We start from the raw sequence: 21,800 nt of genomic DNA on the forward strand, positions 1-21,800 counted from the left end.
CGCATGCTTGGGGAGTAACGGTTTCAGAGGCAATGCCCTGGGCGGTTACTGTTGGATGAGGGATAACAAAGATGTTGTTGAACTGGATCGATCAGGCCCCGCGCCGCGTGCTGGCACTGATCAGCGTGGCCTGTGTGGCGATGCTGGCCTTTGGCATGTACCTGCAACACGTGGTGGGCCTGGAGCCTTGCCCCATGTGCATCGTGCAGCGCTATGCACTCATTGGCGTGGCAGTCTTCACCGCCCTGGCAAGCGCACGGGGCAATAAGGGCTGGTGGATGACCTGGGCGGTATTGGCTGTGCTCACTGCCGGGTTTGGCGCCTTTGTGGCGGCCCGCCAGAGCTGGCTGCAGTGGTACCCCCCGGAGATCGCCACCTGTGGCCGCGACTTCTACGGCATGATCGAAAACTACCCCATCAGCCGCGCCATCCCCATGATCTTCCGAGGCTCGGGAGATTGCACGGCGATTGACTGGACCTTCCTGGGCGGCTCGATTGCCAACTGGTCGTTCGTCTGCTTCGTGGGGTTTGGCCTGGTGCTGCTGGTACTGTTGGCGCGAGCGCTGAAGGGCGGCAACAAGCGGGGCGCGGGCTATTCGATGGCCTGATGCCTGTGGTGTACAGACTTTCATGAAAAAGGCGCTCCGTGGAGCGCCTTTTCTGTTCAGGGGCGGACTTCAAACGCCAGACCTTCTGCTGCAAGAAGCGCAGACCGCCCCGGAGTGCCTGGGCAACCGCAAGGGTGCAGGCTAACCCAGCACCACGCCCCCAGCGTCCAGCGCCGGCGGACGCAGAAGGTCCTCGTTGATGCCCATGGTCTGGCTGGCGCGCTCCACGGCCTGCCACAGGGGAGCGGGCATTTGCAAGATCTCGTCAGGCGAGGCAGATCGTGCAATCCACGCGCTGATTTGCACGTGCTGTTCTCGGGTGAGCAGGTCCAGGTTCAGCATCTCGTCGATGATCTTCATGTAGGGTCCATCAAGGGTTCTTGGAAAGGGCTCTGCGCTGTGAATCTGAGCAGGGCTTGGGGCGTGCGCACGGCCGACAGAGGGGGTGTTCTGGCCACCCTTGGGGCCTGGAGCGTGGGGTGTCTGAAGAAGATGATGCCCGAAGCACAGATCTCAAGCAGGGCCGGGACATTAGTGTCAGTCTGCCACTCCGGCTCCGTTCGGAAACAGCACGCCTTCCGTGCCGTCCACCCAGGCGGGTAGTTTGGGCATCACATGGTCAAACAGCGGGTTGGCCTGCCACTGCGCCAGCCAGGCCTGCAAGCGCGGCCAGGGCTGGGCGCTCCACCAGGCGGCGTCAATGCCCGCAAACTGCCGTACGAAGGGCGCAATGGCCATGTCGGCAAGGGCTGCCCGGTCGCCAAACAGACCGGTGCATTCGGTCAGTCTGCTCTCCAGCGTTTGCAACCACTCCACGGCCTGGGGGCGTGCCAGGGCCGCGTCGGCATCGGGGTAGCGGCCGGGGTATTTGCACCGGTCCAACGCCTGCTTGAAAGGGCCGTCGCATTGTGCAATCAGCGCCAGCATGTCCACCACGGTGCCGTTGCTGGGGCTGAGCCAGCCTTCCGGGTCGTGCTGCGCCAGCGCCCACAGCATGATGTTCAGGCTCTGTTCCAGCACCTGGCCGCTGGGCAGCACCAGCACCGGCACAGTGCCTTTGGGCGATGCCAGCAGCAAACCCTGGGGCTTGTTCTTGAGCACCACCTCGCGCAGTTCGCAAGCCTGGCCACTCACCGCCAGGGCCAGGCGGGCGCGCATGGCATAAGGACAGCGGCGGAAGGAGTACAGGATGGGGAGGGCGGTCACGCCGTGTCACCCATACCATCGTCGCCCGCGCCCTGGCCTGCGCTGCGCTCGGGGCGGCCGGGTTGCTGTGCGCCGATGTGCTCCTGCCCGCGTTGCCGGGCCAGTTGCATCTGGCGCTCGCGCTCGGCCAGGGCGCGTTCCTGCTCGGGCGTGCGGGTGCCGTGGCAGTACGGGCAGCTCACGCCGCGCACGTAGTGGGACGACTGCAGTTCGGCCTCTCCCAGCGGCATGCGGCAGGAGCGGCACAGCTGGTGGTGGCCTGGTGCGAGGCCGTGGCCTACGGACACGCGCTCGTCAAACACAAAGCAGTCACCCTGCCAGCGGCTGGCTTCTTCGGGCACGGTTTCCAGATATTTGAGGATGCCGCCTTCCAGGTGGTAGACCTCGTCAAAGCCTTGGGATTTGAGGAGCGCAGTGGATTTTTCGCAGCGGATGCCGCCGGTGCAGAACATGGCGACTTTGGGCTTGCCTGCCAGCACGCCGCCGGGTTGTTTCTCTTTTTCGACCCAGGCCGGGAACTCCGCAAAGGTCTGCGTGTGTGGGTTGATGGCGCGCTCAAACGTGCCAATCCCCACCTCGTAGTCGTTGCGCGTGTCCACCACCACCACGCCCGGGTCGTCGATGAGTGCGTTCCAATCCTCGGGTTTGACGTAGGTGCCCGCATTGCGCGCGGGGTTCAGGCCCGGCACGCCCAGGGTGACGATCTCGCGCTTGAGGCGCACGCGCATGCGATAGAAGGGCATGCGCTCGGCCAGCGCCTCCTTGTGCTGCAGGGCGGCAAAGCGCGCATCGCTGCGCAGCCACGCCAGCACGGCGTGCACGCCCTGCGGTTCGCCCGCAATGGTGCCGTTGATGCCCTCGGGCGCCAGCAGCAGCATGCCGCGCACGCCATGGGCGTCGCACAGGGCCTGCAGGGGCTCGCGCAGCGCCGCGAAGTCGGGCAGGTCCACAAACTGGTAAAGCGCGGCGGTGAGAAAGCGGGGTGTGACCGAGTCCACGAATTGGGTGTTTTTGAAACAGGAAAGGTGATGATAGCTGTCACCTTTCGTTACGATGCGGGGTTACCAACGCTGCTTGCAAGGTGGTCGCATGAGCAAGGAATCCACTCTCAATCTGTTCCGTCGGCTGGAGCAGCTCAACGGCATCGGCGCCGCGCTCTCGCGCGAGCGGGACATCGACCGGCTGCTGGAGAACATCCTGGAGGCCGCCAAGACCATCACCGGGGCCGATGGCGGCACGCTCTACAGCGTGACGGAAGACCAGTCAGCCCTCAAGTTCGAGATCCTGCGCACGGATTCGCTGGGCATCCGCCTCGGGGGCACGACCGGCAAGCCCATCGACCTGCCGCTGCTGCCCCTGCGCACGGTCGATGGCGCGCCCAACGATTCGCTGGTGGCGGCCCACGCTGCCATCCACGACCGCACGGTGAACATTGCCGACGCGTACAGCGCGGCGGGGTTTGATTTTTCGGGCACACGCGCGTTTGATGTGCGCACGGGCTACCGGTCGCAGTCGTTCCTCACGGTGCCGATGAAGAACCACGATCTTGAACTCATCGGCGTGCTGCAGCTCATCAATGCGCGCGACCCGGAGACGGGCGAAGTCATCACTTTCTCGCAAGCCGACCAGAGCCTGGCCGAGTCGCTCGCGTCGCAAGCGGCCATTGCGCTGACCAACCGGCTGCTTATCACGCAGCTCGAGCGGCTGTTCGAGTCGTTTGTGAACCTGATCAACTTGGCTATCGACGAAAAATCGCCCTACACCGGCGGCCACTGCCAGCGCGTGCCGGCCCTTACCATGATGCTGGCCGAAGCCGTGGATGCCACCCGCGAGGGGCCGCTGGCTGCGTTCAAGATGAGCGACCGCGACCGCTACGAGCTCAAGATGGCGGGCCTGCTGCACGACTGCGGCAAGATCACCACGCCCGTGCATGTGGTGGACAAGGCGACCAAGCTGCAAACCATCTACGACCGCATCGGCTTGGTGGACACGCGGTTTGAAGTGCTCAAGCGCGATGCCGAGCTGGTTGCGCTGCGCCGCCAGCTGGCGCTACGCCCGGTGGTGGACGCGCGTGCCGAGGGGCAGGAGCTGCAGGCCCTGCAGCACGAGATCCAGGCGCTGGAGGACGACCGCGAGTTTCTGCGCCACTGCAACACCGGCACCGAGGCCATGCGCCCCGAGGACCAGCAGCGTGTGCGCGACATCGCCGCCATGCGCCACTGGCGCAACCCGCAAGGCGTTCAGACGAGCTTTTTGACGGCCGAGGAGGTGGAGAACCTCACCATCCGAGCCGGCACCCTGAACCAGGCCGAGCGCGACACCATCAACTACCACATCGTCGCGACCATCAAGATGCTGGAGACGCTGCCCTGGCCGCGGCACCTCCAAAACGTGCCCGAATACGCGGGCGGCCACCACGAGCGCATGGATGGCAAGGGCTACCCGCGCGGCCTCACGCGCGAGCAGATGTCGCTGCAGGCCCGCATGATGGGCGTCGCCGACATCTTTGAGGCGCTGACGGCCGCAGACAGGCCCTACAAGAGCGGCATGACCTTGTCGCAAGCGATCGCCATCATGTGCAAGATGCGCGACAACGGGCACATCGACCCCGACCTGTTCGAGGTGTTTGTGCGGGAGCGTGTGTACCTGCGGTATGGCGAACAGTTTCTGGAGGCGGGGCAGGTGGACGCGGTGGATGTGACGGCGATGGGTTTTTGATTTCGCCGGGCGCCCGGGTGGCGCATCGTCCCATAGCGCGCACCGATGCCTTCGGATGGTTTGCTATTTAATTGATAGCTATTAGCGCAATATACACTAGCGCTACCGGCCTAAATCACTCCAATTTCTCTGCGATGGCGCTGGTACCAGTGCTGCCCCCGCCCCGGCGCTGGCCTGCGCCAGCAGCCAGTCCCGAAACGCCGTCATGGCCCCCGTGGCAGGGCGGGACTGCAGCCGCGTCAGCCAGTAGGCGCCCCGGTGCAGCTCTTGTGCGAAGGGCTGTGCCAGACGGCCCTGCTGCAGTTCGCGCGCGAACATCGTCACCGGCAACAGCGCCACGCCCGCGCCCTGCGCCGCTGCTTCGGCCAGGGTGAGGGACGAGTCGAACACCGCGCCACGCACCACGGGGCAGGGCGCCCCCACCGCCTCAAACCAGGCCGTCCATTCGTCGGTGCGGTAGCTGCGCAGCAAAGGCTGGCGCGCCAGGTCGGCAGCCGTGCGCAGGCCGTGGGCCAGGGCGGGTGAGCACATCACCGACATGGGCGCATCCATGATGCGGTCGGCTTGCGTGCCGTGCCAGGCGCCGTCGCCAAAGCGGATGGCGTAGTCCAGCCCTTCGCCCGCCATGTCCACCCGGTTGTTGTGCGTGAGCAGGCGCAGATCCACAAAGGGGCAGGCCTGCTGAAAATCGCGCAGCCGTGGCAGCAACCAACCCACCGCAAACGTCCCCACAGCCCCCACGGTCAGCACCTCGCGCGGGCGGGTGTCGCCCAGCTTCTCCAGGGCGCGCTGCAAGTTGCCGAACGACTCCACCACCACGGGCAGCAGTGCCTGGCCTTCATCCGTCAGTGCCAGCCCGCGCGGCAGGCGCCGGAACAGCGGTTTGCCCAGCCGGTCTTCCAGCTTGCGGATGTGCTGGCTCACGGCGGTCTGGGTTACGTGCAGCTCCTGGGCGGCGCGCGTGAGGTTCAGGTGGCGGGCCGAGGCCTCGAAGGCACGCAGGGCGTTGAGCGGCAAGTGCATGGCGCCAAAAGGTCAAAGTTTTTCTTGGGGCTTTTGGCAATTATTGTCGATGGTGCTGGGGGCTGAACCCCAGTATCGTTCGGGCCTTGTTCCTCAACACGCTTTCCATCGATATGCAAAGAAGACAGTTTTCCTTGGGTTTGATGGCCGCCACGGCCCTGCCTTTGTGGGGTTGCGCTGCCGTCTGCAACCCGGACCGCCGCGACCAGACCACCCGCGTCTGGAAAGACACCCTCGCCGGCATCGAACGCGCCGCCCAGGGCCGCCTGGGTGTGGCCATGCTCGATACCGGGTCGGGCCTGGCGCTGGGCTGGCGGCAAGACGAGCGGTTTGCCATGGCCAGCACCTTCAAGCTGGTGCTCGCCGGCTGGATGCTGGCTTTGGTGGACCAGGGCAAAGAGCGGCTGGATGCACGTGTGCACTACGCAGCGGCCGACGTGGTGGCGTACTCGCCCGTCAGCGGCCCGCGCGCGGGCGATGGTGGTGGCCTGACGGTGGGAGAGCTGTGCGCTGCCACCGTGAGCCTGAGCGACAACACCGCCGCCAATGTGCTGCTGGCCCGCCACGGCGGCCCGGCCGGGTTCACCGCATTCGTGCGTTCCCTGGGTGATGAGGTCACGCGGCTGGACCGCACGGAGCCCACACTGAATGAGGCTGCCGTGGGCGACCCGCGTGACACCACCACGCCGCTGGCCATGCGGCAGACCATGCAGAAACTGGTGCTGGGCAACGCGCTCAGCCCCACGTCCCGGGCCTGGCTGCAGCGCTGGCTGGTGGAGACCAGCACGGGCGACAAACGGCTGCGCGCCGGTGTGCCGGGCTGGAAGGTGGGCGACAAGACAGGCACGGCGGGCGACAGCGGCACGGCCAACGACATCGGCGTGTTGTGGCCGCAGGGCGGCGGCGCCCCGGTGCTGGTGACCTGTTACCTCACGCGCTCCATGGCGTCGCCCGAGCAGCGGGATGCGGCGATTGCCCAGGTGGCGCGCGCCGTGGCGGCCGCACACGAGACTTTCACCCGTGCTTAGAGCTTCTTGACCAGCACTTGGCTCTTGCGATCCCAGTTGTACTTGCGCTTGCGGGCGTCGGGCAGCCAGTCAGGGTCTACCGGCGAGAAGCCGCGCTTGATGAACCAGTGCATGGTGCGGGTGGTCAGCACAAAGATGCTGTCCAGCCCCAGCAGGCGTGCACGCTGCTCGATGCGTTTGAGCAGCTTTTCGCCGTCGCCCGTGCCCTGGCTTTGTGGCGATACGGTCACGGCGGCCATCTCCGCCGTCTTGGCCTCGGGGTAGGGGTAGAGCGCGGCGCAGCCGAAGATCACGCCGTCGTGCTCGATGATGGTGTAGGTGGAGATGTCGCGTTCGATCTCGGTGCGGTCGCGCTTGACCAACGTACCGTCCTTCTCGAAGGGCTCGATCAGCTGCAGGATGCCGCCCACGTCGTCGATGGTGGCCTCGCGCAGCTCTTCCAGCTTTTCGTCGATGACCATGGTGCCGATGCCGTCGTGCACATACACCTCCAGCAGCAGCGAGCCATCCACCGCAAACGGCAGGATGTGGCTGCGCTCCACGCCGGCCTTGCAGGCCTTCACGCAGTGCTGCAGATAAAAGCCAGTGTCGGTGGGCTGCTGGGCGGGTGGCAACTGGGCCAGCAGGGCCTGCGCAGCGGCCAGCGGCAGCTCGGTGTCGATGGGGTTGTCGTCACTCTCGGGCTCGGTGGGCGACATGCGGATGCCCTGCACCTCGGTCAAAAAGATCAGCTTGTCAGCCCGCAACTCGATGGCCACGCTGGTCGCCACTTCTTCCATGCTCAGGTTGAAGGCCTCGCCCGTGGGCGAGAAGCCAAACGGAGACAGCAGCACCAGCGCCCCCATGTCCAGCGTGCGCTGAATGCCGGCCACATCCACCTTGCGCACCAGGCCCGAGTGCTGAAAATCCACCCCATCCACAATGCCCACGGGCCGCGCCGTGAGAAAGTTGCCCGAGATCACTCGCACGGTGGCGCCTGCCATGGGTGTGTTGGGTAGGCCTTGGCTGAAGGCCGCCTCGATCTCGTAGCGCAGCTGGCCCGCAGCCTCTTGCGCGCAATCGAGGGCCACCGAGTCGGTGATGCGGATGCCGTGCGAATACTTGGCCGCATGCCCCTTGGCCGCGAGCTGCTCGTTCACCTGCGGGCGAAAACCGTGCACCAGCACGATCTTGACGCCCATGGCCTGGATCAGCGCCAGGTCTTGCGCAATGCTGTGCAGTTTGCCTGCCGCGATGGCCTCACCCGTGAGCCCGATCACAAACGTCTGGTTGCGAAATTTGTGGATGTAGGGCGCCACCGAGCGGAACCAGGGGACAAAGGTGAAGTTGAAGACGGCGGACATGGACGGAGGTGGCGTGGGGCGGTGGCGGAAATGTGCGAGGTGCGAATGATAAGTGTCCTTAGAACCTGCTCCTTCATCCGGGCGCCGAGTGGATGCCAGGCCTTACCAGCGCAGCGATGCGGTGGCACCAGTGCTCGGCTTCTTCCCTGCGGTCAAAGCCGCCCAGTTGCAGGGGGCGCTCCCCCTGTACCGCCAGGCGCAGCACATAGTAGGGACCGTCTTCCGATTCGCGTCGCTGGATGTCGGGCGGCGCGATCTGGTCGAATGCAATGGAGGTGCTGCGCGCACCCAGCGGCCAGCGGGACGTGCGCACCATGCATCGCCGGGCGGCGTCGAACTGCAGCGTGAGCACCCGTCCCATTGCAATGGCCATGAACAGCAACCCCATCGCGCTGGCCGCCAGCACGCAGGCGGCGGCCAGGAGGAGGTGAGGCCACGGAGTGGCGGTGCTGGCATGTTGCACAAAGGGGACCGGAATCAAGAACATCGCCGCGCTGAGCAGGCCCACAAACAGGCGCATGGGCACGGAAATGTGCTCCGCGTAACGCACCCCGTTGGATGATTCTGAAAAACCGTGGGCCATGGCGGTTCCTGGTGGCAGACCTGCGTGCATACGCGGCAATGCAATGGTGTGGCAGGAGCATGCCACGGAGATGCCGGGTCGTGTGGTGGGTGACTGGCCCCGTGGCTAAGTCAGCCTTTGCGGCCCGGCTTTGGTCGGGGCTGCGCTTTGGGTGGTACGTAGCGGCTGCTTGAGACAGGGCAGGCAATAAGGGCTCCACGGCGTTCATTGGCCACCCCTCAGTCGCTCTCGGCAAAGCGTGCGTTAAGTGTTGCCTTGCGCAGGGCGACGTTGTCCGCACGGCGTTGGGCCCCACGGTCTCGGATGTGCTTGCCTGCCGCGCTGGACAGGCTGCGTTGGGCCAGTGCAATGGCCACCGGGTTTCGGGGCGGGCCCGAGGCTTCGAGCGTCAGCACCAGGGGCTGCTTCATGCGGCGCAGCTTCTTGATTTCACCCTGGGCAAAGGCCCGAGACAATTTCTTGGCACTCATGTGTGCGTTCCACCAAACAAAAAACCCCGGCGAAATAGCCAGGGCTTGGGGAGCGCTGCACAGGGTGCAAGAGGGCGCCGGTCTGCCTTGGCTGGATGCGTGAAGACACAGTCCAGCCGGGGCGGTGGAAGTGATCAGGCGGGAGCGGACGAGCGGGCAGACATAGCAGTGACCTCCAGGTGGTTTTCAGCGGCGGGTGACAGACCCAAACCTGGCTGAACAACGAAGGCGCGATTGTGGCGACGCGCGCAGCGCGTGGCAAGCGAGCGCTGGGGGCATAAGCCCGTCTGTCGCGCCAAACGCACAGCGCGGCCCGATAATTGCGCCCCATGTCTTCTCCCGATCAGCAGCGGCCGCCAGAGCCTTCCCATCCGCCTTCTCCCCGCGCGTTCACCATCGAGTTCCCAGAATCCCTGCCCGTATCGGGCAAGCGCGAAGAGATCATGGAGGCCATCACCAAGCACCAGGTGATCATCGTGTGCGGTGAAACTGGGTCGGGCAAGACCACCCAGCTGCCCAAGATTGCACTGGCGCTGGGCCGGGGCAAGTGCAATGCCAAGCCAGGCCAGAAGGGCCAGCTCATCGGCCATACCCAGCCTCGCCGCATTGCGGCCAGCAGCGTGGCCAAGCGCATTGCCGAAGAGCTGAACACGCCGCTGGGTGATGTGGTGGGCTTCAAGGTGCGGTTTCAGGACCGCTTGAGCCGCGATGCCTCCGTCAAGCTGATGACCGACGGCATCTTGCTGGCCGAGACGCAGACCGATCCGCTGCTCAAGGCCTACGACACCATCATCATCGACGAGGCGCACGAGCGCAGCCTCAACATCGACTTCCTGCTGGGCTACATCCGCCAGATCCTGCCGCGCCGGCCGGACCTGAAGGTCATCGTCACGTCGGCCACGATTGATGCCGACCGGTTTGCCAAACACTTTGAAAGCGCCAAGGGCCCGGCCCCGGTCATCATGGTGTCGGGCCGCACCTTTCCGGTGGAGCAACGCTACCGCCCGTTTGAAGAAAGCCGCGACTACGGCCTGAACGAGGCCATTGCCGATGGCGTGGACGAGCTGTGGCAGGGCAACGCGGCGGGCGACATCCTGGTCTTCTTGCCCGGGGAGCGTGAGATCCGCGAGGCGGCAGACCATTTGCGCAAGCACCTTTCGCACCAGCCCGTGATGCGCAACGCCGAGGTGCTGCCGCTGTTCGCGCGCCTGTCGCAAGCCGAGCAGGATCGCATCTTTGACGGCCACACGGGCCGCCGCATTGTGCTGGCCACCAACGTGGCGGAAACCTCGCTCACCGTGCCGGGCATCCGATACGTCATTGATGCAGGCACAGCGCGCGTCAAGCGCTATTCATTTCGTAGCAAGGTCGAGCAACTGCTGGTCGAGCCCATCAGTCAGGCCGCCGCCAACCAGCGCGCGGGCCGCTGCGGCCGGGTGGCCAACGGTATCTGCATCCGCCTGTACGACGAGGCAGATTTCAACAGCCGTCCGCGCTTTACTGACCCCGAAATTTTGCGCAGCTCGCTGGCCGGCGTCATCCTGCGCATGAAGTCGCTGCACTTGGGCGACGTGGTGCAGTTCCCGTTCATCGAGGCGCCCTCGGGCCGTGCCATTGCCGACGGCTATCAGTTGCTGGCCGAGCTGGGTGCCGTGGACGATGCCAACGAGCTGACCCCCATGGGTGTGGAGCTGTCGCGCTTGCCGCTGGACCCGCGCGTGGGCCGCATGATCATCGAGGCACGCGATCGCAAGGCGCTGGATGAAGTGCTGGTGATTGCCAGCGCCTTGAGCGTGCAGGACGTGCGCGACCGCCCCATGGAGGCGCAGCAGCAGGCCGACCAGGCCCACGCCAAGTTTGACGACGACAAGAGCGAGTTCAGCGGGTATCTGAAGCTGTGGAAGTGGATCAACGAGGCCCGGGGCGGGGCGCCCAGCCTGCCGTCGGCCCGCGCGCAGAAGGCCATGGCGGCGCAGAAGGCTCCATCGCAAGCCTACTTGCCGGTGGCGCAGCGCAGCGGCGGTGGTCGTCCTGCCCCAGTACCTGCCGCACCCGCTGCGGCCCCAGCCGCTACGCACAAGCTCAGCAACCGCCAATATGAGCAACTGCTGCGCCAGAACTTCATCAGCATCCGCCGCCTGCGTGAGTGGCGCGACATCCACACCCAGTTGCTCACCGTGGTGACCGAGCACAAGTGGCAGATCAACACCCAACCGGCGAGCTACGAGCAGCTGCACCTGTCGATGCTGGCCGGCCTGCTGGGCAACGTAGGCGCCAAGGGCGACGAAGAAGACTGGTACCTGGGCGCGCGGGGCATCAAGTTCTACAAGCACCCGGGCGCGCACCTCAACAAGAAGCCCGGTCGCTGGATCATTGCATCGGAGCTGGTGGAAACCACGCGCCTGTTTGGGCGCGGCATTGCCGCCATCGAGCCGCAGTGGCTGGAGCAGATGGGCGGGCATCTTTTGCGCAAGCAACTGCTCGACCCGCACTGGGAAAAAAAATCCGCCGAGGTGGTCGCGCTGGAGCGCGCCACGCTCTACGGCATCGTGGTTTACAACAACCGCCGCGTGAACTTTGGCAAGGTGGACCCGCACGCCGCGCGTGAGGTGTTCATCCGTGAGGCGCTGGTGGGCGGCAACTGGGAGACCAAGCTGCCCTTCCTGGCCGCCAACCAGAAGCTGATCGCCAAGGTAGAGGAGCTGGAACACAAGTCCCGCCGCCAGGACGTGCTGGTGGACGATGAGCTGATCTACGCCTTCTACGACCAGCAACTGCCGCCCGGGGTGTGCAGCGGCCACAGCTTTGAAGCGTGGTACCGAGACGAGTCCAAGAAGCAGCCCGACCTGCTCAAGCTCACCCGCGAAGAGCTGATGCGCCACGAGGCTGCAGGCATCACCACCAACGCGTTTCCTAAGACCGTGCGCCTGGGTGGCGTGGACTGCGCCGCCAGCTACCTGCACGAGCCCGGCGATGCGCGCGACGGCATCACCGTGACCATCCCGCTGTTCGTGCTCAACCAGGTGAGCGACGAGCGCTGCGAATGGCTGGTGCCCGGCATGCTCAAGGACAAGATCCAGGCGCTGCTCAAGAGCCTGCCGCAGCGCCCGCGTAGCCGCTTTGTGCCGCTGCCCGAATCGGCCACGCGCCTGGCTGAACTGCTGGGCGCGCCCGAGCGCTTTGGCACGGGCAGCCTGACGGATGTGCTGCTCAAGCAAGTGCGCGATGAGACCTCGCTCGACGTGAAGCGTGCGGACTTCAAGCTCGACATGCTCAGCCCACACCTGTTCATGAACTTCCGGGTGGTGGACGAGCATGGCCGCCAGCTGGGCCATGGCCGCAACCTAGGCGCGCTCAAAGCGGAGTGGGGTGCCAAGGCGCGCGGGGCCTTCCAGGCGCTGGCGGGGCTCAAATTGGGCGGAACAGCGGCTGATGCAACGGATTTAAAGCAAAAAGCACCGCATGCGTTAGAGAAACATGCCCAAGGTGCTATTAAATCAGGAGTAAATGGCCCCAATGCCTCAGCCAAGCCGGCCAGCGCCGCGCATTCTGCACCCGCCGCCCCTTCCGTTCCCGCTGGCCAGCGCTACACCACCTGGACCTTTGGTGAGCTGCCTGAACTCATGGAGATCAAGAAGGCGGGCCAGACGCTGATCGGCTTTCCGGCCTTGATCGACGGTGGCGACGCTGTGACCATCGAGGTCTTCGACGAACCCGAGGTGGCTGCCGCCAAGCACCGCGCCGGACTGCGTCGCCTGTTTGCGCTGCAGATCAAGGACGCCCTCAAGTATCTCGAAAAGAACATCCCCGACCTGCAGAAGATGGCCGTGGCCTACATGCAAGTCGGGCGGTCGCCTGACGGGGCCGGTGGTGGCACGCAGGAAGAACTGCGCAACCAGATCATCGACGTGGCGCTCGACCGCGCCTTTTTGCTCGACCCGCTGCCTACCAACGATTTCGACTTCAAGCGCCGCGTGGAAGAGGGCCGGGGACGCCTGACGCTGATTGCCAACGAGGTGGCGCGTCTCGCGGGCACCATCCTCATCGAATACGCCGCTGCCGCCCGCAAGATCAAGGACACCAAGAGCGCCCCCGAGGCGACAGCGGACGCACTGCAGCAGCTACAGCGTCTCGTGCCCAAGAACTTCATCGCCATCGCCCCCTGGGCGCAACTGGCCCACTACGCGCGCTACCTCAAGGCCATTACCCTGCGCCTGGACAAGGTCCGTGCCGACCCAGCCCGCGACGCCGCCAAGCTGGCTGAACTGCGCCCGCAAGAGCAGCGCTACTGGCGCCTGGTTGCCGAGCGCAAGGGCGCCGTGGATGCCCGCATGCAAGAGCTGCGCTGGCTACTGGAGGAGCTGCGCGTGAGCTTCTTCGCGCAGGAGCTGCGCACGCCCCAGCCGGTGAGTGTGAAGCGACTGGACAAGCTGTGGGCACAGATTCAGAGTTGACGTGAGGGACGCCAAGGCCGCGACTGTTGCCGGTCGTGCCCCCTTCGTCGCAGGTTGAAAACTGGCCATCCTGCGCCCAGCGCATGCATGCAAGGTCATGCGCCCCTGTGGCCGCTTTGCGGCAGCCTTGTTCGGGACGGGGGCTGAACCAGAAGTTCAGGCCAGCCACAACGGCCACCTTCTTTCTGGCGTGTCCGGTTCCATCCATACTGCGCTCCATGGACTCGGCAGGGGCTTGGAATGAACCGACTGAAGACTGGCATCGTTGTGGGCGCGTTGGCGATATGGACGGCTTCTGTGGCAGCACAGGCCTCCTATCCGAACAAGCCCATCCGACTGATCGTGCCGATCGTGGCTGGCGGTCCGAGCGATGCGGTGGCACGGGCTCTGGCCAAGGGGTTGAGCGCCGGGCTCGGGCAGCAGGTGTTGGTGGAGAACCGCCCGGGTGGCAACACCGGGATCGGTGCGGGTGCCGTGCTGAGCGCGGCTCCTGACGGCTACACGCTGCTCTTTGCCCTGGCCTCCAACGCAGGCCTGCCGCACTTGAGCAAGGCGGCGCCCTACAAATCCCTGATGGAGTTTTCGCCGATTTCGACCCTTGGTGGCAATACGCAATGCCTGGTCGTGCCCAGCAGCGTGCCTGCCAAGACGCTGGCCGAGTTCGCCTCGCATGCCAAAAGCAGCGCCCAACCTTTGATGCGAGGCTCCAACAATGTGTCTGAGGATATGGTGGCCGGGCAGATCACCGGCGCGCTGGGTTTCACGCTGGAGCGCGTACCTTACAAGGGCGCACCGCAGATGTTCCCGGACTTGCTGGAAGGCCGCCTGCAGGCTGCGGTGTTGCCGCTGGGGGCCAGCCTTCCCCATGTCCGCTCTGGACGGCTGACGATGCTTGGCTGCAGCATGGCTGAACGCGTCGCCTCGCTGCCGGCGGTACCCACCTTGGCGGAATCCGGCGTCTCGGCAAGCCCGTTGATCACGGCGCACTTCGTGCTGGGGCCGCCAAAGCTACCGTCCGAAATCATCGAACGCCTGTCCGCTGCGGTGCGCCAGGCTGCATTGGCGGGTGACTTCAAGCAGGAGATGGAGCAGTTGATGATCTTTGGACCGGTGCGCTCGCCGGCCGAAACCCGCGAACTGATGTTGCAAGCCGAGGCCCAATACGCTCAGTACGTCCGCGAGACCGGTGCCAGCATCGATTGAGTCGCGGTGTTCAGCGGTGGGTCAGCCAGCTCGATGCCCGCCGACTGCTGCCATGGTGCCATCCCGGTCTGCTGTCCACACTGGACTGCCCTTGGGCGGTGGAGCGCTGCGCCAGTTCGGTACAACGGGTGACCACAAAATCTGCAAAAACGCGCAAGCGCAAGGCCCTGCGCAGTTCGGGGCGGAAATAGAGCGCCAGCGGCGGTGGGTCCATCACTTCCCAGTCCAGCAGCGCCGGCACCAGCAGGCCTCGGGTCGGGTCAACGTGCTCTGAAACATGCGCAATCCGCATCACCCCACCGCCACCCAAGGCCAATTCAAGCAGGTGATCGCGATGGTTTGAATGCAGCCAACCGCGGACGACCACTTGTTCAATGACCTGACCCTGCGTGCCCGCTTGACCATATCGCCAGAGATCGAGCAGTTTGCCGTAAGGGTTGCGGTAGCAGAGGCAGTTGTGCTCGGACAGGTCACTCGGTTGGCGGGGGATGCCGTAGCGTTTCCAGTAAGCGGGCGTGGCTGCTGTGACCTGGGGCATCACCGGCAACTCGCGCCGGACCCAATCGCCGGCCTCGAACCAACCGTGCAGCGCCAGAAGATCGCATTCCCGTGCGGCCGGCTCTTCCAGGTGGACAACGGTGCGCAGGTCCAGCGTGAGGTCTGGATGGCTGACATGAAAGGCCGGCAGCGCTGGCACGATGAAGTGCTGCAGGAAGAACGGTGTGCCGCCCACCACCAGCGTGCCTTGCGGGCGCTGCCTGGCCTGGCCCAGCCCTTCATCGGCCGCCTGCAATTGCGCCAGCAACGGCGCACAAGCTTCGGCGTACTGCACACCATCGGCAGTGAGCGCGAGCCCGCGGCTGCCCCGCTGGAACAGCTTGGTGCCGAGCTGCACTTCCAGCGCTCCCACCAGCTTGGCCACGGCCTGCAAACTCACATCCTGCTGGCGCGCCGCAGCCGACAGACTACCGGTCTGCGCAGCGGCCAGAAAATATTGAATGGCTTTGAGCTTGTCCATTCCGAAGAAGTGTCCGTGACCGTGCAGACCTTGGCAACTGGCGGGCAGTCCGCCGCCGGGGGGGCAACTGATGGAGCGGATAGTCCTGGGGTCACTTTGGTGACGCGTGCCCGGGGCATCCCCATTGCCCGACCAAGGCGCGGCATCTAGGCTTGCGGGCACAAGGAGATTTGCCCCCCATGCGTCCTCACCACAAGTTCTGGCCCCGCCGCCTTCCCCATGCCATCACGCTGCCTGCTACTTCGCTGTGGGACAACCTGGCCACCAACGCACGCCGCTACCCTGACAAGGCGGCACTGGTCTTTTTTGGGACGACGACGAGCTATCAGCAGCTGATGGAAGGCGCAGAGCGCCTGGCAGCAAAGCTGGCGCAACTGGGTGTGCAGCGTGGCGACCGCGTGGTGCTGTGCATGCAAAACTGCCCGCAGCTCGTGATGGCGCACTTTGCCATCCTGCGGGCCAATGCGGTGGTGGTGCCGGTCAACCCCATGAACCGGGCCGAGGAGCTGAAGCACTACATCACCGATCCCGACACCAAGGTGGCAATCACCACGGGCGATCTGGCACCAGAGATGGCCAAGGCCAGCAACGCACTGGCCGCTGGCGAGCGGCTGGCGCATCTGGTGGTCACGCAGTTTTCGGATGCGTTTGACGTGGCCGTGACCGGTATGGATGCACCGCCCGAGGCGTGGATGGACTGGCTGGGCACGCGCCACCCTTTGCCTGCGCTGGAAGGCGGGCAGGCCCACGCCTGGGTGGATGCCTTGGCTTGTACCGATGCCCCCCCCGCCTTGTCGGTGGGCCCGGCCGACATGGCGCTGCTGCCCTACACCAGCGGCACCACAGGCCTGCCCAAGGGCTGCATGCACCTGCACAAAAGCATCATGCACAACGCGGTGGCCGCCAGCCTGTGGGGCAATGGTTCTGCCGATAACGTGACGCTGGCGGTGGTGCCCATGTTCCACATCACCGGCATGGTGAGCGTGATGCATACGTCCATCTACTGCGGTGCCACCTTGGTGATCATGCCCCGCTGGGACCGTGACCTCGCCGGGCGCCTGATATCGCGCTACCAGGTCACCACCTGGACCAACATTCCGACCATGGTCATCGATCTGCTGGGCAGTCCGAACTTTGCCAGCTACGACCTGTCCAGCCTGGCCTACATCGGTGGTGGTGGTGCGGCCATGCCACAGGCGGTGGCGCAGCGCTTGCTGGAGCAATACGGCCTGCGTTATGCCGAGGGCTATGGCCTGACCGAGACGGCTGCGCCTTCGCACGCCAACCCGCCGGACCACCCCAAACAGCAGTGCCTGGGCATTCCGTTCATGAGCACCGATGCCCGCGTGATCGACCCCGACACGCTGCGGGAGCTGCCCGTGGGCGAGCAGGGCGAGATCATCATCCATGGCCCGGAGGTGTTCGAGGGCTACTGGAAGCGGCCCGACGCCACGGCCTCGGCCTTCATCGAGTTCGAGGGCAAGCGCTTCTTCCGTTCGGGGGATCTGGGCCGCATGGACGAGGACGGCTACTTTTTCCTGACCGACCGGCTCAAGCGCATGATCAACGCGAGCGGCTTCAAGGTGTGGCCGGCCGAGGTCGAAGCCCTGATGTTCCGCCACCCGGCGATCCAGGAGGCCTGCATCATTGCCGCCAAGGACAGCTACCGGGGCGAGACGGTGAAGGCCGTTGTGGTGCTGCGCGCCACCCACAAGGACACGACCGAGCAGCAGATCATCGACTGGTGCCGCGAGAACATGGCGGTATACAAAGTGCCGCGCATCGTGCAGTTTGTGAACGCACTGCCCAAGAGCGGCAGCGGCAAGGTGATGTGGCGCGCACTGCAGGAGCAGGAAGTGCAGTGACCGGCTGCCCCCCACCGGTCTGATAAGCAAGAGGCGCCGTTTTTGCGGCGGCTCTTTCAGCGGTGGCGGTGATCAGTGCGCCGCGCCAGCCAAGGTCAATTCGCCCAGGTCCCGTTCGAGCAGGGCGGGGTCGCCCAACTGCAGTTCGATCAGGCGGCGCAGGTGGGTGACGCTGTCCAGGTCAATGCCCTTGCACAGCAGCCCGGCGTGCAGGCCCTGCACATGCGCCACCTCGGTGGACATGGCAATGTGGTTGCCGGTGTCGGCCAAGGGAACGGTCAGCTGGCACAACATGCCTTGCTCCAGCGCAGCCTGCGCGGGCACCATGATCAACGCGCCCTTGAGTGACAAATCCTGCACATGCACGCTGAACGCATCGGTGGAGGTGGTCAGCAGGGCCGGTGCATCAAAACCGACGCGGACGAAGTGGCGGCGTTCGTGGGGCATCGCTGTCTCCTGGGCGAAGCGGGGGTAAACATATGCTAACCCAACGCAAGCGCGGCAGTTAATCTTTGGAGGTTTTTGCAAGCATTCGTTAACATGGGTTTTCCATCACCTGTGGGGGCCGATGTGAAACCTGGCGCGAACCGGCTGGCGCGGCAATACGCCGCTTGGCTGCGAGGCATTGTGTGGGCTGCAGTCCTGGCGGCCAGCGCCAGCGTGGCAGCGGCCCCGCGTGAGCTGCGTGTGGGCGTGTACTCCAACGAGCCCAAGGTGTTTGTGGAGGCCGATGGCAAGGCTGCGGGCATCTTCGTGGATCTGCTGCGGCTGGTGGCCGCGCGCGAGCAGTGGACCATCAAATACGTACCCTGCAGCTGGCAGGACTGCCTGGACGCGCTACGCCAGGGCCAGCTCGACCTGATGCCTGACGTGGCCCGGTCGCCAGAGCGCGAGATCCTGTACGACTTTCACCGCCTGCCGGTGCTGAACAGCTGGTCGCAAATCTATCGCACGTCGGGCGCGCCCATCTACTCGTTGTTTGACCTGCAAGGCAAGCGGGTAGCGGTGCTCAAGGGCTCCGTGCAGCGGTCCACGTTCTTGAACATGGTGGACAGCTTTGGCATTCAGGTCACCTTGGTGGACGCGTCCAGCCTTATGGATGCGTTTGCCATGGTGCAGCGGGGCGAGGCTGATGCGGTCATCTCCAACCACCTGTTCGGCAATTTTCATTCGGCCCGCTATGGCGTGGTGGACACGGGCATCGTGTTCCAGCCTGCTGCGCTGTTCTTTGCCACCGGCCCTGGGCGCAATGCAGACGTGCTGGCCGCCATTGACCGATCGGTCGAGGACTGGCGCAGTGGTGCGGACCCGTCCTATGCCCAGGTCATGCGCCACTGGGGCAGGCAGGACCCGGAAGTGCGGGTTTCGCCCTGGTTGTGGTGGGGGCTGGCAGGCCTGGTGGCTTTCGGTTTATTGGCCGCGCTGACGGCCGCGATCTTTCGCCGCCAGGTGCAAGAGCGTACGCGCCACCTGCAGGACAGCGAGCAAAAACTGGCCGCCATTTTGGACAGCGTCGGGGCCTCTATCTATATCAAGGGCCAGGACTACCGCTACCAGTACGCCAATCACCAGACGCTGCAGTATTTCGGCAGGCCTGTGCATGAGGTGCTGGGCCATGATGACGCGGATTTTTTTGATGCGGCCACGGCCCGGCAGCTGCGCGCCAATGACCGGCGCGTGCTGGAGGAAGGCGAAACCCTGGAGGCGGAGGAGGTGAACACACCCTCCTCAAGCGGTGAGGCACGCGCGTTCCTGTCCATCAAGATTCCGCTGCGCCACGCGGACGGCAGTATCTATGCACTGTGCGGTATCTCAACCGACATCACCGAGCGCCGCAAGGCCGAAGAGTCGCTGCAGATCGCCGCCACGGTGTTTGAGTCGTTCGAGGGCATGATCGTCACCGGGCCGGACCAGCGCATCCTCAAGGCCAACCAGGCCTATGCGCGGCTGACCGGCTACACGGTGGACGAACTGGTGGGCCAGACACCGCGCCTGCTGCACTCGGGCCGCCAGGACGCGTCCTTTTACGCTGCCCTGAAGAACATCTTGCACGCCACCGGCATGTGGCAGGGGGAGGTATGGAACCGGCGCAAGGATGGCACCGAATACCCGGCCTGGATCACCATCACCACCGTGCGCTCGCCGCGCGGCGAGATTACGCACTATGTGGGCACGCAGACCGATATCTCCGGCCGCAAGGCGGCCGAAGAAGAGATCAGGCTGCTGGCCTTCTACGACCCGCTCACGGGCCTGCCCAATCGCCGGCTGATGAACGACCGCCTGCAGCACAGCCTGGCCGCCTGCGCGCGGTCGGGCGCGGGAGGCGCGCTGTTGTTTGTGGATCTGGACAACTTCAAGGACCTCAACGACACCCAGGGCCATGAACTGGGCGACCAGCTGTTGCGTCAGGTTGCCGCGCGCCTGGGTGGCTGTGTGCGCATGGGCGACACCGTGGCGCGCCTGGGAGGGGACGAATTTGTGGTGCTGCTGGAGGGGCTCAGCCCCCAGGCGCACGAAGCCGCCGGCCAGGCCGAAACGGTGGGGCGCACCGTGCTGCAGGCGCTCAGCCAGAACTACCAGCTCGACGGCCATACGCACCACAGCTCCTGCAGCATCGGCATCGCGCTGTATGCCGATGCGCGCGGCTCGGTGGACGAGCTGCTCAAGCATGGCGACATGGCCATGTACCAGGCCAAGGGGGCAGGGCGCAACACCTTGCGGTTCTTCGATCCACGCACCCAGGCCAACGTGACGGCGCGCACACTGCTGGAAGCGGGCTTGCGCGAGGGGCTGCGCGAGGGGCAGTTCCTGCTGCATTACCAGGCGCAAATCCACCAGCAGCAAGGCATTGTGGGCGCCGAGGCGCTGGTGCGCTGGCAACACCCGCAGCGCGGGCTGGTGTCTCCGGCCGAGTTCATCCCGGTGGCCGAGGCCTCGGGCCTCATCGTGCCGCTGGGGGTATGGATTTTGCGCACCGCCTGCCAGCAATTGGTGGAGTGGGCCCGCGACCCGCAGACTGCCCACTGGACCCTGGCGGTGAACGTGAGTGCAAGGCAGTTCCGCCACAGCCATTTTGTGGATGAAGTGCTGGGCGTGCTGGAAGAGACCGGCGCCAACCCGCGCCGGCTGAAGCTCGAATTGACGGAGACCCTGTTGCTGGACGACGTGGAGGACACCATACAGCGCATGGACACCCTGCGCGCGGCGGGGCTGGGCTTCTCGCTGGACGACTTTGGCACGGGCTATTCCAGTTTGAGCTACCTCAAGCGGCTGCCGCTGGACCAGCTCAAGATCGACCAGAGCTTTGTGCGCGACCTGCTCACCGATGCCAACGACGCCAGCATTGCCCGCACCATCGTGACTTTGGCCCGGAGCCTGGACCTGGGGGTGATTGCCGAGGGGGTTGAGACCCTGGAGCAGCGCGACATGCTGGCCGGGCTGGGTTGCCACACCTGGCAGGGCTACCTGTTTGGGCGCCCGGGGCCCGCCGATGCGCTGCGGCAGGCGGTGGCCAGCGCGGCGACTTTGTGACGCCTTCGGGCGTATGGAGGGCCGCGACCGGGGCGCACTCGGCTTTGCGCTACCTCATCCATTGCCAACAACTGTCGCCATTGGCTGACATTTTGTAGCGTGTGAACGGTGTAAGGTACGGCAGGTCTTGTGACCGACACAGAGCCGCCTTCCCCATGTACGCACTGTCTGCGTGCACGGTGTGGCAGTCAGCAGGAGCTTTCCATGAAAAACACCATTCTTCCCACGATCCGTCTTCTTGTTTCTGGCGCAACGGCAGCTTTGCTGCTCGGCTTGGCGGGCGGCGCGCATGCGCAGGCCTACGTCAACGCCACCGTGGGGGGCGAACTGGCACCCGGTGTGTATGGCCGCATAAACATCGGCAACGCGCCACCCCCTCCGCTGATTTACGCGGAGCCGGTCATCATCCAGCGGCCTGCCGTGGTGGTGCCACGTGCACCCATCTATCTGTATGTGCCGCCGGGCCATGCCAAGAACTGGGGCAAACATTGCGCCCGCTACAACGCTTGCAGCCAGCCCGTGTACTTTGTGCAAGAGCCGCCACCGCGCCGTGGCAACCCCTACCAGGGCCCTCGGGGTCGCGACGACCAACGATGGGATGACGACCGTGGGCGCGGCGGCAAACACGACCGCGACCATGACCGGGGACATGGGCGGGGCGAGGGCCGTGGCAAGGGCCACGGCAACCGGGACTGAGCAGGGTGCTCAGTGCAGGGCCTGGGCCGGGTAGTGAAGCAGGCCCTGCCCCGT

At 65.2% G+C, this 21,800-nt stretch carries 17 protein-coding genes; 8 read left to right on the forward strand and 9 right to left on the reverse strand.

Annotated elements, in window-relative coordinates; genetic code table 11:
* Nucleotides 1–71 precede the first annotated feature (71 nt).
* Nucleotides 72–608, forward strand: a complete 537-nt coding sequence (locus tag ASD94_RS06895) for a disulfide bond formation protein B (protein WP_056640468.1) — start codon at nucleotides 72–74, stop codon at nucleotides 606–608.
* Between the two features lie 141 nt (nucleotides 609–749).
* Here ASD94_RS06895 and ASD94_RS06900 read toward each other — a convergent pair whose 3' ends face one another.
* The 3 genes from ASD94_RS06900 to ASD94_RS06910 all read right to left on the reverse strand — a co-directional run bounded on the left by ASD94_RS06900 (nucleotide 750) and on the right by ASD94_RS06910 (nucleotide 2,812).
* The gene (locus tag ASD94_RS06900) at nucleotides 750–968 is read right to left on the reverse strand and encodes a hypothetical protein (RefSeq protein WP_056640471.1); all 219 of its coding nucleotides are present in this window, start codon (nucleotides 966–968) and stop codon (nucleotides 750–752) included.
* 177 nt (nucleotides 969–1,145) lie between these two features.
* Nucleotides 1,146–1,814: a glutathione S-transferase gene (locus tag ASD94_RS06905; RefSeq protein WP_056640474.1), complete on the reverse strand. Its 669-nt coding sequence runs from the start codon at nucleotides 1,812–1,814 to the stop codon at nucleotides 1,146–1,148.
* Nucleotides 1,811–2,812 (reverse strand): rhodanese-related sulfurtransferase, encoded by a 1,002-nt coding sequence (locus tag ASD94_RS06910; RefSeq protein ID WP_056640477.1) that lies wholly within the window; start codon nucleotides 2,810–2,812, stop codon nucleotides 1,811–1,813. The genes ASD94_RS06905 and ASD94_RS06910 overlap by 4 nt, the downstream gene beginning before the upstream one ends.
* A gap of 91 nt (nucleotides 2,813–2,903) precedes the next feature.
* On the opposite strand from ASD94_RS06910, the gene ASD94_RS06915 reads away from it, so the two are divergent.
* Nucleotides 2,904–4,532, forward strand: coding sequence for an HD family phosphohydrolase (locus ASD94_RS06915; protein ID WP_056640480.1), 1,629 nt, complete (start codon nucleotides 2,904–2,906; stop codon nucleotides 4,530–4,532).
* A 102-nt stretch (nucleotides 4,533–4,634) separates the two neighbouring features.
* Here ASD94_RS06915 and ASD94_RS06920 read toward each other — a convergent pair whose 3' ends face one another.
* Nucleotides 4,635–5,555, reverse strand: coding sequence for a LysR family transcriptional regulator (locus ASD94_RS06920; protein WP_056640483.1), 921 nt, complete (start codon nucleotides 5,553–5,555; stop codon nucleotides 4,635–4,637).
* A 113-nt stretch (nucleotides 5,556–5,668) separates the two neighbouring features.
* Between ASD94_RS06920 and bla the strand changes: the two genes are divergently transcribed.
* The gene (gene bla / locus ASD94_RS06925; protein WP_056640646.1) at nucleotides 5,669–6,583 is read left to right on the forward strand and encodes a class A beta-lactamase; all 915 of its coding nucleotides are present in this window, start codon (nucleotides 5,669–5,671) and stop codon (nucleotides 6,581–6,583) included.
* Here bla and argA read toward each other — a convergent pair.
* From argA to ASD94_RS06940, 3 genes are all read right to left on the reverse strand, one after another.
* On the reverse strand, nucleotides 6,580–7,926 hold the full coding sequence (gene argA / locus ASD94_RS06930) for an amino-acid N-acetyltransferase (RefSeq protein WP_056640487.1): 1,347 nt from the start codon (nucleotides 7,924–7,926) through the stop codon (nucleotides 6,580–6,582). The two genes, bla and argA, sit on opposite strands and share 4 nt — an antisense overlap.
* A gap of 73 nt (nucleotides 7,927–7,999) precedes the next feature.
* The gene (locus tag ASD94_RS06935; RefSeq protein ID WP_056640490.1) at nucleotides 8,000–8,509 is read right to left on the reverse strand and encodes a hypothetical protein; all 510 of its coding nucleotides are present in this window, start codon (nucleotides 8,507–8,509) and stop codon (nucleotides 8,000–8,002) included.
* Nucleotides 8,510–8,727: 218 nt separating this feature from the next.
* Nucleotides 8,728–8,979, reverse strand: a complete 252-nt coding sequence (locus ASD94_RS06940) for a hypothetical protein (RefSeq protein ID WP_056640493.1) — start codon at nucleotides 8,977–8,979, stop codon at nucleotides 8,728–8,730.
* 329 nt (nucleotides 8,980–9,308) lie between these two features.
* Here ASD94_RS06940 and hrpA point away from each other — a divergent pair, with 329 nt between their 5' ends.
* Both hrpA and ASD94_RS06950 read left to right on the forward strand, forming a co-directional pair.
* Entirely contained in the window at nucleotides 9,309–13,433 is a 4,125-nt protein-coding gene (hrpA, locus tag ASD94_RS06945; protein ID WP_056640495.1) for an ATP-dependent RNA helicase HrpA, read from the forward strand.
* 240 nt (nucleotides 13,434–13,673) lie between these two features.
* Nucleotides 13,674–14,636, forward strand: coding sequence for a tripartite tricarboxylate transporter substrate binding protein (locus ASD94_RS06950; RefSeq protein ID WP_056640497.1), 963 nt, complete (start codon nucleotides 13,674–13,676; stop codon nucleotides 14,634–14,636).
* 10 nt (nucleotides 14,637–14,646) lie between these two features.
* Here ASD94_RS06950 and ASD94_RS06955 read toward each other — a convergent pair whose 3' ends face one another.
* Entirely contained in the window at nucleotides 14,647–15,654 is a 1,008-nt protein-coding gene (locus tag ASD94_RS06955; protein WP_056640500.1) for a LysR family transcriptional regulator, read from the reverse strand.
* 179 nt (nucleotides 15,655–15,833) lie between these two features.
* Between ASD94_RS06955 and ASD94_RS06960 the strand changes: the two genes are divergently transcribed.
* Nucleotides 15,834–17,519 (forward strand): long-chain fatty acid--CoA ligase, encoded by a 1,686-nt coding sequence (locus ASD94_RS06960; RefSeq protein ID WP_200954205.1) that lies wholly within the window; start codon nucleotides 15,834–15,836, stop codon nucleotides 17,517–17,519.
* A gap of 72 nt (nucleotides 17,520–17,591) precedes the next feature.
* On the opposite strand, the gene ASD94_RS06965 is transcribed toward ASD94_RS06960, so the two are convergent.
* On the reverse strand, nucleotides 17,592–17,966 hold the full coding sequence (locus ASD94_RS06965) for a PilZ domain-containing protein (RefSeq protein WP_056640507.1): 375 nt from the start codon (nucleotides 17,964–17,966) through the stop codon (nucleotides 17,592–17,594).
* Between the two features lie 93 nt (nucleotides 17,967–18,059).
* Here ASD94_RS06965 and ASD94_RS24215 point away from each other — a divergent pair, with 93 nt between their 5' ends.
* Both ASD94_RS24215 and ASD94_RS06975 read left to right on the forward strand, forming a co-directional pair.
* Nucleotides 18,060–21,050: an EAL domain-containing protein gene (locus tag ASD94_RS24215; protein ID WP_082576792.1), complete on the forward strand. Its 2,991-nt coding sequence runs from the start codon at nucleotides 18,060–18,062 to the stop codon at nucleotides 21,048–21,050.
* 204 nt (nucleotides 21,051–21,254) lie between these two features.
* Nucleotides 21,255–21,746, forward strand: coding sequence for a hypothetical protein (locus tag ASD94_RS06975; RefSeq protein WP_056640510.1), 492 nt, complete (start codon nucleotides 21,255–21,257; stop codon nucleotides 21,744–21,746).
* Nucleotides 21,747–21,800: the final 54 nt, after the last annotated feature.

This window comes from Acidovorax sp. Root70, assembly GCF_001428225.1.
GTDB lineage: Bacteria > Pseudomonadota > Gammaproteobacteria > Burkholderiales > Burkholderiaceae_C > Acidovorax.